The organism is Ochrobactrum quorumnocens (genome assembly GCF_002278035.1).
GTDB lineage: Bacteria > Pseudomonadota > Alphaproteobacteria > Rhizobiales > Rhizobiaceae > Brucella > Brucella quorumnocens.
In genome coordinates this window covers 579,447-593,964 of record NZ_CP022603.1, presented here as the reverse complement: position 1 = coordinate 593,964, position 14,518 = coordinate 579,447, and the positions used below count along the sequence as shown (strand labels likewise).

The following is a 14,518-nucleotide window of genomic DNA, read 5'->3' as shown; positions in this document are numbered from 1 at the left end:
CAACGACGATGGTTGCCATTTTTATTGCCGGTCATTGTCAAGAACGCATCAAGAGTTGATCAAGGTGGTAACTTGCGATGCTTGGTGAAGAGGCGCAAAGACTATAAAGACAGTCAGTAACATTCTGGGAAATCCATTGACATGATCGTTCGTCCGCGCCCGCCTTTGTGGAAACTGTTCTTCATCCTCAAAGGCTCGATTGTCACGCGGATATTGCCGCAGATATTTGCAGTTTTCGTGCTCTCGCTCGTTGTGGTCTGGGCACATCGCGCTTTCCCGGGTTGGGTGCCTGCTTTCAATAATGGCACGGCCTTTGCGTTGTTGGGTATTGCGCTTTCGATCTTCCTCGGCTTTCGCAACAATGCTTGCTACGACCGCTGGTGGGAAGCGCGAAAAGTCTGGGGTAAGCTCGTATATGTGACGCGCAGTTTCGCCCGCCAGACAATGATTCTGCATCGGTTGCCGGGAGCAGAAAGCGCCCGTGAAAAGTTGCTTCACTATGTGATTGCATTCACACAAGCGATGGTTCCGCACCTTCGACCGGGTGATGGGCAAGCGAAGTTCCAAAAGTGGCTTTCCGCCGATGAGCAGAAGGCGTTTGATGCAAGCCGCAATGGGCCTGACTTCATCCTTCGCAAGATGGGTGAGACGCTCGCTGAATTGCGTGGGACGGGTCGTATTGAGGCAATTGATTTTCAGACACTCGATGAAACGGTGAACAGCCTTGCTGAAGTGCAAGCTGCAAGCGAGCGCTTACGTTTTACGCCGGTGCCGTTCGGCTACACTTTGCTTTTGCACCGCACCGCTTATCTTTTCTGCTTTTTCATCCCGTTTGGCTTTGCCGATATGCTCGGCTGGGGGACGCCTTTTGCAACCACACTGGTTGCTTATACCTTCTTCGGCCTTGATGCTCTGGGCGATGAGTTGGAAGAGCCATTTGGTACGCTGCCCAACGATCTGCCAATTGGCGCTATCGCTGATACGATTGAGATCAATGTGCGGGAAGCTTTGGGGGAAACGGATTTACCGGACATGCCGCAGCCGAAAGATTATCTGCTGATGTAAAAAAAAACCGACTGGCAGAGCCAGCCGGGGAGGTCAGTGGGGCCAGTCCAACATGAATGAACTGGTATATCAAGTTCTAATATATGTTCTTTGGATGAAACGACCGAAGTGCGACTTTTACGCTTGATTGTTTCCGCCGCCACAGCGTTTTCGAAGTGAAAAGCACGGTGGCGACGGTGATTGCGATGACGACCATCATGGGTTTTTGGTGACGATAACCGGGATCAGAAGGTCGCCCCAGTTGCCTTCTCCGCCATGATGGCGGGCTGAACGAACCAGCTCAACGGAAACACCGGCCTCGACTGCATTCATGACCGACTGGTTGAGGCGGTGCAGATCATTGGCAAGCATACGGATCGCGCTTTGCTGATCGGTGCTCATCGAGGTTGACTGCTCTTCTGCTCTTTCCTTAACACGTGCAATCGAAGCCATGGTTGTTCTCCTCTTAAGAGCGCATCCCGAAAAGTGTGAAACGGTTTTCGGACAAGATGCGCGTTAAATAAATATTGGGTGTCACTCCGCAGCTGGGCGGAACTGTGCTGTTTCTGTCGATTCCTTCATGGCGGTGGTCGAAGACTGACCGCCGGTGATTGCGAGCGACACGGCATCGAAATAACCGGTGCCAACTTCGCGTTGATGCTTGGTCGCGGTGTAGCCATTGGCTTCTGCCGCAAATTCCGCCTCTTGCAGCTCTGAATAAGCTGCCATCTGACGATCCTTGTAGCCGCGTGCCAGTTCGAACATGCCAAAATTGAGCTGGTGGAAACCGGCCAGCGTGATGAACTGGAACTTGTAACCCATCGCGCCCAGCTCACGCTGGAACTTGGCAATCGTCGCGTCGTCGAGGTTCTTTTTCCAATTGAATGACGGCGAACAATTGTAAGCGAGTTTCTTGCCCGGGTATGCCTTGTGCACGGCTTCGGCAAAGCGGCGAGCCTGTTCGAGATCTGGCTTGGATGTTTCCATCCAGATCAGATCGCAATAGGGCGCATAAGCAATCGCACGGGCGATGCATGGCTCGATGCCATTTTTCACCTGATAGAAGCCTTCGGCGGTGCGGCCTGCATCATAATCAACGAAAGGTTGATCGCGTTCGTCGATGTCCGAAGTCAGAAGCTTGGCGGCCTCCGCATCCGTTCGGGCGATAACCAGCGTTGCAGTACCCATGACGTCGGCCGCAAGGCGCGCCGCATTCAGGTTGCGGATATGTGCCGCCGTCGGGATCAGGACCTTGCCGCCGAGATGACCGCACTTCTTCTCAGAAGCCAGCTGGTCTTCATAATGAACGCCTGCCGCACCTGCCTCGATGAAGGCCTTCATGATTTCAAAAGCATTCAGTGGTCCGCCGAAGCCAGCTTCTGCATCGGCAACGATTGGTGCAAACCAAGTATCGACCGACAGACCTTTGCCTTCTGATGTTTCGATCTGGTCGGCACGCTGCAATGTCTTGTTGATGCGCTTTGCCAGTTCCGGAGCAGCATTTGCCGGATAGAGCGATTGGTCAGGATACATGCTTGATGCCGTATTGGCATCCGCAGCAACCTGCCAGCCGGACAGGTATATCGCCTTCAGACCGGCACGAACCATCTGCATGGCCTGATTGCCGGAGAGAGCGCCGAGCGCGTTGACGAAATCTTCTTCGTGGATCAATTTCCAGAGGCGGTTTGCACCCATCTCGGCCAGTGAGTATTTGATCTCCACCGAACCGCGCAGCCTCTTCACGTCTTCGGCTGTATGCGCACGCTGGATGCCGTCAAAACGACCCTTGGGTGCCGAAGGGATAAGGCTGTAAAAATCTGTCATTTCGGTGTCTCCTCACACTTGGACCAGGTTTTTGAAGAGCAGATTATCGCCGCTCCATCTGTGACTAGATTTACAGTTGTGAGGATCGAACAGCCAGAAAAACCCGTAAAAACGGCTGATAATTGAAGTAACGCTGTCTGAAAATTGACTGATGTGATCTGTAAATTTGTAAATGTTGTCAAAGCTATCAATTGCAGCTATTTTGTCATGAGTTGTAAAACTCATCGTTCTTGGTTTGGGAGGACCTGATGAGCGAACGCAAGATATTTGCTGGTCCCCGTATCAGGCGCATCCGCAACGAGCACGGTTTGACGCAGACATCCATGGCCGAGGCGCTTGGTATTTCGCCGTCCTATCTCAATCTCATTGAGCGCAATCAGCGTCCGCTGACGGTGCAGCTGCTGTTAAAGCTAGCCAGTGTTTACAAGCTTGATCTCGATAGCCTTCAGGCAGAAAGCGGCGCGACGGTTGCGGGCCTAAAGGAAGTGTTTTCCGATCCGCTGCTGACGGGAGAATTGCCGGGCGATCAGGAGCTCGTGGAAATCGGCGAGGCAGCACCCAATGCTGCCAGCGGGATCGTCAAGCTTTATCGCGCTTATCGCGAACAGCAGCAGCGTCTTTCTGATCTGTCTCAACTGCTTTCTCATGAGGGAAGCGATGCGCAGCTTTCCGCAACGCGTTTGCCCCTTGATGAAGTACGCGATGTGATGGCTCGACGACCTAATCATTATCCGCGTATCGAAGAGGAGGCGGAAAGCTTTTACGCATTGCTTAAGCCCGAAGGGGATTTGTCAGGCGCGTTGAAAGAATGGCTGCGACGTGAACACAGCATTACCGTGCGAAGTTTGCCTGTTACGACTATGCCGAACTGGCGCAGACGTTATGACAGGCATTCGCAGCGGTTGTTTATTTCGGAACGATTGTCGCCCTTTGACCAGTTGCAGGAAATTGCGATGGAAGCAGCGCTCATCCGTATGCAGGTGATGATTGGTGCCGAAACCGAAGGGCTGAAACTGTCGTCCGGGGAGGCAAAGCGCATCGCAAGATTTGAATTGGCGCGCTATGCAGCACAAGCGTTGATGATGCCCTACAGGCAATTTCGCGATGCGGCAGTGCGCGCGCGTTACGATGTCGATGTTTTGCGCTCGCGTTTTGGCGTGTCGTTTCAACAGGCTGCGAACCGTTTGACGTCCTTGCAACGCCAGGGCAATACCGCTCTGCCGTTTTTCCTGATGGAAATCGACCACGCAGGCAATCGTCTTCGCATGGTTGGCGCTGAAGGTTTTCCGATCCGCTTTGGCGGGCAATGCCCGAAATTGCCGGTCTATGCAGCATTTGCTCAGGCCGGGCAGGTGTTGGTTGAACCTGCAGAACTGCCCGATGGTTCCGCTTTCCTCACAATAGCGCGAACGCTTGAAGGTCCGCAGGGCGCATTCAATGAGCGCCCCCGACGCACGGCCATGCTTTTGGGCTGCTCTCGCGAACTGGGTGATGAAACTATTTACGGTGCGCGAAATGCTCTCAGCACGGAAATCGGGCCAGCCTGCCGACTTTGTGAGCGTCAGGGTTGCATTACACGCGCCGAACCGCCACTGACCCGACCGCTCGGTCTCGACGAAATGGTGGCAGGATTATCGGCTTTTGACTTCCAGTAGGACCGCGATATTTCGGATCGGGACGTGTGCACCACAACTTTTTATGTTCGTGGTGTCATCACCCGGTTGACGAATGGTTCACAATCTAAAAAGGTATGAAGTTGAAACAGTTTACCCACCCTTGAGCTGTACCGGGAATGATGGTGCAGAATGGAGCACGCGATGAGGATGAAATCCTTTCTTCTGGCGACAACAATGGCGTCTTGCCTTGTGAGCGCCGCCGTATTTCCTGCAAGCGCGCAGGAGCGGGTGGTCAATATCTACAACTGGTCAGATTACATCGACGACTCGATCCTAAAGGATTTCACCAAGGAAACCGGCATCAAGGTCGTTTACGACGTTTATGATTCCAACGAAATTCTCGAAACCAAGCTCCTTGCTGGCGGTAGCGGCTACGATCTTGTGGTGCCATCGGGTGAATTTCTTGGCCGCCAGATCCCTGCAGGCGTGTTCCTGAAACTCGATAAGGACAAGCTCCCGAACCTCAAGAATATGTGGGACGAAATTTCGACCCGCGCCGCCACGTATGATCCGGGCAACGAATATTCCATCAACTACATGTGGGGCACGACCGGCATTGGCTATAACAAGGCCAAGATTAAGGAAGCGCTCGGCACAGACACGATTGACTCGTGGGATGTGCTCTTCGATCCGGAAATGTCGGCAAAGCTGAAAGGCTGCGGTATCTATCTTCTGGATTCGGCCAGCGAAATGCTGCGTCCAGCTTTGAACTATCTCGGCCTTGATCCGAATTCGCCATCACCAGATGATCTGGAAAAGGCACAGGAACTTTATCTGAAAATCCGTCCAAATATTCGCAAGTTCCATTCATCGGAATACATCAATGCGCTGGCGAATGGCGATATCTGTATGGCAGTCGGCTATTCCGGGGATATTTTCCAGGCCCGTGACCGTGCCGAGAAGGCCAAACAGGGCGTAGAGATAGGTTATTCTATCCCGAAGGAAGGCGCACTGATGTGGTTCGACCAGATGGCGATCCCGGCAGATGCGAAGAATGTGCCTGAAGCGCTTGAATTCATGAACTATATCATGCGTCCGGAAGTTGCAGCCAAGGCGTCGAACTTTGTGTTCTATGCAAACGGCAACAAGGCATCGCAGGAATTCATCGACAAGGAAATTCTCGATGATCCGGCAATCTATCCAAGCGATGAAGTTCTGAAGAAGCTGTTTGTGCCGACGCCTTACGACACCAAGGTACAGCGTGTTGTTACGCGCGCCTGGACCAAGATCGTCACAGGCCAGTAACAGTCGAATAATATGACGGCTATTATTAGCCGATGCGGGCTTGCCCGTTTAAAATCTGAGAGCGGCTCACTGTTCATGCAGGAGGGCCGCTCTACGTCTTGTGACATACATCAATGGCAGGCTGCGGTCTGTGGATCGGGTTCCTGATAAGTCGATAGGGGAACGGAATGGAATCTTTTGGCAGCTTTCGCCGCAAATTCGCACCGTGGAATGATCCGGCAGCGAAACCTTATATTTCTTTTGAGAATGTGACGAAGGTGTTTGGCGATTTTACTGCCGTCGATAATCTGTCACTCAATGTCTTCAATCGTGAGTTCTTTGCGCTGCTGGGGGCGTCGGGCTGCGGCAAGACTACGCTCATGCGTATGCTGGCGGGCTTTGAAGAGCCGACGTCCGGCCGCATTACACTTGACGGTCAGGATATGCGCGGTATTCCGCCGTATAAGCGTCCCGTGAACATGATGTTTCAGTCCTATGCCCTGTTTCCGCATATGACAGTTGAAAGCAATATCGCGTTCGGCCTCAAGCAGGACGGAATGGCGAAATCGGAAATCGATGCGCGCGTCGCTGAAATGCTCAAGCTTGTGAAGCTGGAGCAATACGGCAAGCGCAAACCGCATCAACTTTCCGGTGGCCAGCGCCAGCGCGTGGCGCTTGCGCGCTCCGTTGCCAAACGTCCCAAAGTTCTGCTGCTTGATGAGCCGCTTGGCGCGCTTGACAAGAAGCTGCGTGAGGAAACTCAGTTCGAACTGATGGATTTGCAGGTCAAGCTCGGTATGACCTTCATGGTCGTTACCCACGATCAGGAAGAAGCGATGACCATGTCCGACCGTATCGCGGTTATGGACAAGGGCCGTATCATGCAGGTTGCAACGCCTGCGGAAGTTTACGAAGCGCCACGCTCAAAGTTTGTGGCTGACTTCATCGGCAATGTGAACATCATCGAAGGTGAGGTGGTAAAAGCTGCGAATGGCGAGACGGAAATCGCCACTGAAAAATTCGGCTTCCATATTCACACCGAAACACGTGAACAGCTTAATCCGGGCCAGAAGGTCTGGTATGCGGTGCGGCCCGAAAAGACCCGCATTACCCGCGACAAACCGGAAGACGCATCGGTCAATGCGGTCGAAGGTGAGCTGTGGGATATCGCATATTTTGGCGATATGACGGTGTTCCACGTTCGTCTTGAGAATGGTCGCACCATCAAGGCTGCAAGCCTTAATGCCGTGCGCAAGACCGATAACCCGCTTGGTTATGATGATCGGGTATGGGTCTCATTTGATACTGACGCCGGCTTGGTGCTGACGGCTTAAGGAGGGGACGCGCATGCAAAAGCTGATCGCCTCCATAACCAGTCGCCTCGTGATCGCGGTGCCATATTTTTGGCTGCTGCTGTTCTTTCTGGTTCCGTTTTTCATCGTCTTCAAAATTTCTCAGTCTGAAGTCACGATGGCGATCCCGCCCTATATGCCAGCTTTTGATTGGGCTGACAGTTTTGCGCAAAGCTGGGAAAAAATTAAGCAGCTGTCATTCGATAATTATTTATGGCTGCTTGACGACCCGCTTTATTACAAGGCTTATCTATCGAGCGTTCGGATTGCTGCCATTTCCACCGTTTTGGCGCTGCTTGTTGGCTATCCTATGGCTTACGGCATTGCGCGCGCACCATCAACGATCCGTCCGACACTCCTGATGATGGTGATCCTGCCATTCTGGACGTCGTTCCTGATCCGCGTTTATGCGTGGATTGGCATTCTGAAACCAGAAGGCCTACTCAACCAGTTTTTAATGTGGCTGAACATCATCGATACGCCACTGACCATCCTCAATACGGATACGGCAGTTTATATCGGTATTGTTTATTCCTATTTGCCATTCATGATTTTGCCGATCTATTCATCATTGGAAAAGATGGATTATTCGCTGATCGAAGCGGCACAGGATCTTGGCTGTACTGCAATCGCTGCTTTCTGGAAAATCACATTTCCTCTGTCGCTTGCGGGCGTTCTGGCTGGCTGCTTCCTTGTCTTCATTCCCGCTGTGGGCGAGTTTGTTATCCCTGACCTTCTCGGTGGATCTCAGACATTGATGATAGGTAAGACGATCTGGAGCGAGTTCTTCTCCAACCGCGACTGGCCGGTCGCATCGGCTGTAGCTGTCGTGCTTCTGTTGATACTGATCATACCGATTGTGATCTTCCAGCAAGTACAGGCGCGTCAGCAGGAAAAGGGGAAATAGGCCATGAACAATAATTGGTCCCGTTTCAATATCGCCTCAGTCGCACTTGGCTTTGCCTTCCTTTATCTGCCGATTGTTCTGCTGGTCATCTATTCGTTCAATGAATCCCGTCTGGTCACTGTGTGGGCGGGTTTCTCGACCAAATGGTATGTTGAGCTTTTCAGAAATCAGGCATTGATGGATGCGGCGTGGGTGACAATCCGCGTTGGTCTTCTGTCAGCAACGGTTGCCACTGTGCTTGGCACGCTGGCAGCACTTGCGCTGACCCGTTACACGCGCTTTCGAGGACGTATCCTGTTTTCAGGCATGGTCTATGCACCGCTTGTAATGCCTGATGTCATCACGGGTCTGTCGCTGCTGCTTCTGTTTGTGGCTATGAATTTTGACCGCGGTTTCTGGACAGTCACACTTGCGCATATCACCTTCTCAATGTGCTTTGTGGCCGTTGTTGTGCAGTCCCGACTGGTAAGCTTTGATCGCTCTTTGGAAGAGGCGGCCATGGATCTCGGCGCGCCACCGGTGACGACGTTTATGAAAATCACCCTGCCGGTGATCCTGCCTGCGGTGGTTTCTGGCTGGATGCTTGCTTTCACGCTTTCGCTCGACGATCTGGTGATTGCAAGTTTCACATCTGGACCGGGTGCAACCACGCTGCCGATGAAAATCTACAGCCAGGTTCGCCTTGGAGTGACGCCGGAAATCAATGCGGTGTGTACGATCCTGATCGCGTTGGTGACAACGGGCGTTATCATCGCCTCGGTTGTTAACAAGCGTCGGGAAGTTCAGCGCCGCCGCGATGAGCAGGCTGCATTCAGGCTGGGGTAGTTCTTAAAGCGGTTCCAGTTGACAGCATGTCGCGCTTAATCGCACTCATGGCGCTCGCTCTAGATTTTTTTAACTGTCGCATGTTCGCGAACGCTAAATGAATCCATTTGAGCGCGACATGCTTTAATTGTTGGAACCGCTGTAACCATTTGTTTCTACCCATTATTCTGCGCAAAACCGCTTCGCACTTTTGCTGGAAATGCTATAAGCGAAACAGAGTGGGTTCACTGCCCCGTGGCTGTTCCTGTCGATGATGGCGAGATGAACGGACGATCCCATGAGCCGCCGACAAAGAAATGCAGCGGTGGCTTGGTAAGGGTTGTTTCGGCTTGTTGTCCGTCTATGTTTTCTTGTTGTTGCTGTTGGCTTTCAGGGAAGATCACTTCACCACTGAGCGCCAGACTGCGATCAACAAACGGGACAATGCCAGCAAGATTGAGGGTGCCGTCGGTCGTGCCAAGGCGTGCGTTTTCGAGTGTTGCTACGCCGTCCGAAAGATTGGCCTTAAGATCGAGACGGTTGAATGCAAGTGAAACATTTTCCTGCCGTTCGAGTGCGAAAAAGCCCTGGCTCTGAGCCTTGGTCAGAAAATCCTGTACCGCGAAACCTTGCATCTGGCCGTTGTTGAGCTGCACTGAAACATTGCCCTGTGCACCGGTCAAGAGTGCCGACCAACGGTTCGCCGGTCCTTTCATGAATAGCGAGACGTTTCCTTTGCCGTTGACGAATGGCTTATCAAAACCGAGTGCTGCGAAGAGCTGAGAACTATCAATATCAGATGCGTTGAAACGGAGTTCTCCAGTGGCAGTTTTAAGGTCGCGAACGATCTGCAAATTGGCTTGAAGGACGCCATTGAAAGCTTTGGCGTCACCAATATCAAACATCGCCCGACCGCCTCTGATCTGCACAGCCGCAGCCACACCCGCCATAGAGACGGGACCGGCGGTAGCCGTTTGTGCTGAGAGGCGAAGGTCTAGTTCAGCGCGATCGATAAAGCTTGTATCGATATTGTCTTGCCCGCTTTGATCGCGCTCATTCGGGGGACGAGGCCGGTTGTCGGGCAATGGTACGAAGATGGAAAATAGTCGGCGCAGATCGAGTTTATCGAATGCAAGCGTCCCGGTCACAGCCGGTGTATCTTGCTCAAATCCGATTTCGATAACGCCCTTGGCCGGGCTTTCATCTGTGGTCATCTCGACATTATCGAACTTCAATCGACGCGGCGTCGAGGTGATCGTTGAATCGAGCGAGAAGACGCCAATTTCAGTGCTGCCTGCAACGGGAGGCAGACCAAGCCAGCGAACAGCATTGCTGAGCGAAGGGGTTTTGGCGCTCAACGCACCTTCGAAGAAGCGGTCGTTGGAGATGTTGGCCTTGCCTTCAAATGTAATGTTGACCGGATTGGAAGTGAAACTCGCAGTAACATCAGATGTACCACCGGCAAGGAGTGGCAAAGCCTGCGATGCAGTCAGGTTGAACTGGGTATTTTCCCCGCGCCAAAGCGCGCTGCCACGCAGTGTTGCCGCGCTCGAAGTGCGTGGCCATTCAAGCGTGGCATTCAACTTGGTAATCTGTTGATCTTCCTTCGGTTCCTCTTCGGCGTCTGCTCGATTGAATGAGACGGTACCGTCCCGGATAACGACGCGACCAAAAGGTTGAGAGGCTTGCTGTGCAGCAAGCGTTTTGTCGTTTTCTCCATTTTGCTGCAATGCGCGTTGAGCGCGGATCGCGGTGCCAAGACGTCCGTTGGAACTTGCGATGGCATCAAGCAGGCCGGAGAAGTTATCGACTGGGCCGCCGATGTTGAAATGCGGTCTGACAATCTGTGTTTCTGAGAAAGACAAGCGCCCCATCAACGCATCAAGAGGCGACAGTTCGACCTCAATCCGACTGGCGCTCATGAATGGCTTGGCGCCTTGCTCGGAAAGCTTGCTGAGTGTCACACCTTCAAGCGAGGCTCGTAAAACCGGGAATACGCGCAGACGCGGTGCTTCTCGCAGTTCGACACTATAGCCGGTCCAGGCGCTGATTTCCTGGGCCACTCGAACACGAATTGAATCTGTGGAGACGATAAAAGGTATGAGGGCAAGCAGTGTTGCCACGGCTGCCGCGCTAAGAATGATGATCGCAACAATAAGGCGCGTAAATCTGGGCCAGCGCATCAACCATCCTATCAGTGAGACATATTCTGTAATCTAAACCAGCACTGTGGCAAAGCAAAGCCGTCCATGCTGATTCTGACATATGGTTAAACAATTGTTTCTAGGAAATTAACCCTGATTTTACAGGAGTTTCCAATGTCTAAACTCTGAACCTTAATTTTAACGACCGATTAACCGGCTATGCGTCATAAAAAGTGCAACACTGAGTAACTATCGAGCCGCCGTCAGGCCCTCATTTGCGATTGCTTTTGTGTCTCTTTGTCTCTGAGATTCTCCAACGCTGATTTTTATCGGCGTTTTTTTTGGTTTGTATATAAAAAAGCCCTCCATGTGGAGGGCTTAAAATTGTCAATCTGCGAGAACGCGGGTCGGCGGAAAGATTATTTCCACCACGGTGCCGCGTCCGGGCGTCGAGTCTATCGCAAACTGCGCGCGGTTTGCTTCGACCATCGCTTTTGTAAGGGGCAGGCCTAAGCCCGTACCCTCATTGCGCCAGTCTTTTGCGCTTTCTGTCTGTCTGCGCTGCATCGTGTTGACTTGGCGGAAAGGCTTCAGAGCCTGCTCGACTTCGGCCTTCGTCATGCCTACGCCCGTATCACGAACGCGCATGACCACATCACCATTCAATTCATAATTGGTGGAGACGATCACCTGTCCGCCAGTTGCTGTGAAGCGAACCGCATTAGACAACAGATTGAGCGCTACCTGCTTGATCGAACGTGCGTCAGCGACAATGTCAGGCAGATTCGACTGGAAACTCGAGCGTATAATGACGCGCTCACGGTTTGCTTGCGGTTGCATCAGAGCAATGGCTTCACCAATCGCATCATTGAGCGAAACCGCCTCAAACTGCATATCGAGTGCACCGGCCTCTATCTTGGAGATATCGAGCAAGTCATTGACCAATGCCAGAACATGGTTGCCTGAACGGTTGATGTCGCGCAGATAATCGCGATAGCGATCATTTCCTATCGAGCCGAATTTCTCATCAGCCATCAACTCGGAAAAGCCGATGATCGCGTTAAGTGGTGTGCGAATCTCGTGGCTGATACGGGCCAGAAAGTCAGTTTTCTGGTTGGATGCACGTTCAGCTTCCTTGCGCGCATTCGTCAGCTCTTCTTCGGTACGCTTCCATTGCGTGATGTCGCGCAACACGGCGCAGAAACCGCTGGTGTGTGGAAGCTTACCCATTGTCATGAAGAGGGGGATAAACCCTCCCTGAGCTTCTCGACCAATCACTTCCCTGCCGTCGTTCAAGACGCTGAGAACACCATTTTCGGACAGCCCGTGCAGATAATCCATCGCTGCACGCTGGCTCTCGATCGCAAACAGCATCGAGAAGAATTTGCCTTCGGCGTCAGTCCGGTCATAGCCGAAAAGGGCGGCGGCAGAATGATTCATCGAGCGAATGCGACCTTCGGGATCAATCAGCACAACGCCATCTGTTGCCGTGTCGAGAATAATCTTAAGTTCTTCGACCTGAGCTTTAAGTGCCTGCTTTTCAGTATGGTTTTCACTGGATATTTCGGCTTTTGCTGGAACCTCAACTTCGTTGGATGCAGGTGCAACGGGCATAAGGCTCAGCATGAGCGCACGACCGTTGCGCCAGCCAATGGCGTTGAGATGTGCATCTACTGGCTCTTCGCTGCCGTCTGCACGGCGCAGCACCATACCTTGAGGGTTGCCACCTTCATCACTGTCACTGTTAAATAATGCCTGGACGCCACCCGCATCACGGATGTCTTCGAGCGTTTCATAACCTGTTAGGCCGAGAAGTGCCTCATTGACATAATGAATCTGGTCACCCGAATGGATGATGACGGGGATAGGCAGATTAGCGAGCAGTGCTGTCTCATCGGCAGGCTGTTTTTGGTCTGGCTTTGCAGCTTCTGGTTTGTCGTCCGCCGCAGGCAAATTTTCAGACCTGACCGCAACCGGCGCGTTACGCTCTGCTGCGGGCTGCTGCTGTTCAATCTTTTCTACTGGTTTTGCGACTGGTGCATCGCCGTCCTGACGAGAATTAGCCAGTCCTTGCTTGCGCAGACGATCAGCAATTTCTCGAAATGCGTTGCGCTCGGTTGCGGTCAATCCGCCTTCAGGACGTTGTTCTTTGCCCTTGAACTGCTTTGCCTGATCCGCTTCCACTTTTTCGCGTGCGGCTGCATTGAGTAACTCAATGACCTTGTCGGACTCACGACGACCGGGGTTTTGCGTCAGCTCAAAAGGCAACGTCTCTGCAGCTGTGATCTGATGCCCGGTGTCTGGATGGTCGTCATTGGCTACTTCTTCGGAAAGCGCCAACACATCGTCATCACCATCAGCGCTCAGCATTTCCTGTATTGTGGGAGCTGCTTCACGCTTCTGCGGAATACCGCCAGCAAGCACAAGGCCGATTGTCTCCGGGTCTTCTTCCGCATCTTCGGGGCGCACAAGGCCAAATCCCCGGAAGCCGATGAATTCACGATCACGCGAATAAACGGGCAGGGCGGCAAGCTCGACCGGCACGCGGAGGTTTGTGCCTTCCACAGGCCAAAGCAGTTTTTTGCCAGACCAGGTGTCGCGTTTTTCCAGAAGCGAGCCGATGCTGCCATCCGTATCGAAGGCGAAAACATTGGCGACTTCCGCGAAGCGCCTGCCTATGACATCAGCCGCATTTGGACCGATGATGACACCCAATTCCGGTGAAACCTCTGTAAACGATCCCGCCGCGTCAGTCTTCCAGATGAAACGGGCAGGTGGGCCATTGCGATCAAAGACAAAGCTTTTCGGCTTGGTTTCTTTTACCGCAATCTCTTCGTCATGCGCGATGCTGTCTGCGACTGCATTTGTTTTCGTATCATTGGTCGTTGCAGGCTTTATGGCTGCTTCTACGGCGATGCAGATAAGATGTAAGGCTGGATTGTCAATAAGCCGTGCGATTGCACCTGGCACTGAGCTTCTGCCTGCGCGAATACGGCGCTTTACGATCCGATCGCTGGCATCGCTTGCTTCAACAATAAGATCTTCAAGCGTTGACGCAGAAATATCGAGGGCTGGAAAGCTAGGGCTTGAGGCAATCACCTTCGCTCTAGCATCGATCAGCGCGACATGTGTCGCATTATCTTCAAGGCCGGAAATAATTATGTCAGGGGTGGCATTCTGCTTCTCGACAGCAAGCAAGAGCGCTTCGATGCCGTCAGGCATTGTCAGGTGGGAAACTTGAAGGCGTGTGAGTTCTGAACGCATGCCAGCACCCAGACGCACGGCCACAACGCGTGGCGCAGTGTCAACTTCACCACTCGATCCCATAATCTGGCGGCGGGTTGCAACTGGCAGATCCAGTTCGTCACCGATGACATCTTCGATCCGTTCAAAACCGAACAGCTTGGCTCCTGGGCCATTGATCCATAGAACGGTCGAAAGGTCGTGCGTCAGCACGAGCTGCGCATCGCCCTTGGCAAAGCCTTCGCGGATATGATCCAGCGCGGCAATGTCGATGAAGGGGTATGATCCTGACATACCGGT

Annotated in this window: 10 protein-coding genes; 6 read left to right on the top strand and 4 right to left on the bottom strand. The window is 52.8% G+C overall.

Translation table 11 applies throughout. From position 1 onward, the window contains the following. Window positions 1-141: 141 nt before the first annotated feature. Window positions 142-1,065 carry a bestrophin family protein gene (locus tag CES85_RS02875; RefSeq protein ID WP_095444553.1) on the top strand — a complete coding sequence of 308 codons (924 nt, stop codon included), beginning with the start codon at window positions 142-144 and terminating at the stop codon, window positions 1,063-1,065. A 195-nt stretch (window positions 1,066-1,260) separates the two neighbouring features. Here the strand turns inward: CES85_RS02875 and CES85_RS02870 are convergent, their stop codons facing one another. After that, window positions 1,261-1,497, bottom strand: coding sequence for an SMc00767 family acetate metabolism repressor (locus CES85_RS02870; RefSeq protein ID WP_095444552.1), 237 nt, complete (start codon window positions 1,495-1,497; stop codon window positions 1,261-1,263). A gap of 81 nt (window positions 1,498-1,578) precedes the next feature. Beyond that, entirely contained in the window at window positions 1,579-2,868 is a 1,290-nt protein-coding gene (gene aceA, locus CES85_RS02865; RefSeq protein ID WP_095444551.1) for an isocitrate lyase, read from the bottom strand. 248 nt (window positions 2,869-3,116) lie between these two features. On the opposite strand from aceA, the gene CES85_RS02860 reads away from it, so the two are divergent. The 5 genes from CES85_RS02860 to CES85_RS02840 all read left to right on the top strand — a co-directional run bounded on the left by CES85_RS02860 (window position 3,117) and on the right by CES85_RS02840 (window position 8,852). Beyond that, window positions 3,117-4,523 (top strand): helix-turn-helix domain-containing protein, encoded by a 1,407-nt coding sequence (locus CES85_RS02860; protein WP_095444550.1) that lies wholly within the window; start codon window positions 3,117-3,119, stop codon window positions 4,521-4,523. A gap of 162 nt (window positions 4,524-4,685) precedes the next feature. Then, window positions 4,686-5,789 (top strand): polyamine ABC transporter substrate-binding protein, encoded by a 1,104-nt coding sequence (locus CES85_RS02855; protein WP_095444549.1) that lies wholly within the window; start codon window positions 4,686-4,688, stop codon window positions 5,787-5,789. Window positions 5,790-5,956: 167 nt separating this feature from the next. Beyond that, window positions 5,957-7,102: an ABC transporter ATP-binding protein gene (locus CES85_RS02850; RefSeq protein ID WP_095444548.1), complete on the top strand. Its 1,146-nt coding sequence runs from the start codon at window positions 5,957-5,959 to the stop codon at window positions 7,100-7,102. Between the two features lie 13 nt (window positions 7,103-7,115). Further along, on the top strand, window positions 7,116-8,027 hold the full coding sequence (locus CES85_RS02845) for an ABC transporter permease subunit (RefSeq protein WP_095444547.1): 912 nt from the start codon (window positions 7,116-7,118) through the stop codon (window positions 8,025-8,027). 3 nt (window positions 8,028-8,030) lie between these two features. Then, on the top strand, window positions 8,031-8,852 hold the full coding sequence (locus tag CES85_RS02840; RefSeq protein WP_095444546.1) for an ABC transporter permease: 822 nt from the start codon (window positions 8,031-8,033) through the stop codon (window positions 8,850-8,852). A gap of 224 nt (window positions 8,853-9,076) precedes the next feature. Here the strand turns inward: CES85_RS02840 and CES85_RS02835 are convergent, their stop codons facing one another. Together CES85_RS02835 and pdhS are read right to left on the bottom strand one after the other, a co-directional pair. Then, window positions 9,077-11,014, bottom strand: coding sequence for an AsmA family protein (locus CES85_RS02835; protein ID WP_095444545.1), 1,938 nt, complete (start codon window positions 11,012-11,014; stop codon window positions 9,077-9,079). A gap of 348 nt (window positions 11,015-11,362) precedes the next feature. Next, window positions 11,363-14,512, bottom strand: a complete 3,150-nt coding sequence (gene pdhS, locus CES85_RS02830) for a cell-division control histidine kinase PdhS (RefSeq protein ID WP_095444544.1) — start codon at window positions 14,510-14,512, stop codon at window positions 11,363-11,365. Between the last annotated feature and the right edge of the window lie 6 nt (window positions 14,513-14,518).

Bases quoted from the DNA above. Each gene is read 5' to 3' on its own strand.
- pdhS (WP_095444544.1), bottom strand. From the start codon at position 14,512: ATGTCAGGATCATACCCCTTCATCGACATTGCCGCGCTGGATCATATC.
- CES85_RS02835 (WP_095444545.1), bottom strand. From the start codon at position 11,014: ATGCGCTGGCCCAGATTTACGCGCCTTATTGTTGCGATCATCATTCTT.
- CES85_RS02840 (WP_095444546.1), top strand. From the start codon at position 8,031: ATGAACAATAATTGGTCCCGTTTCAATATCGCCTCAGTCGCACTTGGC.
- CES85_RS02860 (WP_095444550.1), top strand. From the start codon at position 3,117: ATGAGCGAACGCAAGATATTTGCTGGTCCCCGTATCAGGCGCATCCGC.
- CES85_RS02845 (WP_095444547.1), top strand. From the start codon at position 7,116: ATGCAAAAGCTGATCGCCTCCATAACCAGTCGCCTCGTGATCGCGGTG.
- CES85_RS02875 (WP_095444553.1), top strand. From the start codon at position 142: ATGATCGTTCGTCCGCGCCCGCCTTTGTGGAAACTGTTCTTCATCCTC.
- CES85_RS02870 (WP_095444552.1), bottom strand. From the start codon at position 1,497: ATGGCTTCGATTGCACGTGTTAAGGAAAGAGCAGAAGAGCAGTCAACC.
- CES85_RS02850 (WP_095444548.1), top strand. From the start codon at position 5,957: ATGGAATCTTTTGGCAGCTTTCGCCGCAAATTCGCACCGTGGAATGAT.
- aceA (WP_095444551.1), bottom strand. From the start codon at position 2,868: ATGACAGATTTTTACAGCCTTATCCCTTCGGCACCCAAGGGTCGTTTT.
- CES85_RS02855 (WP_095444549.1), top strand. From the start codon at position 4,686: ATGAGGATGAAATCCTTTCTTCTGGCGACAACAATGGCGTCTTGCCTT.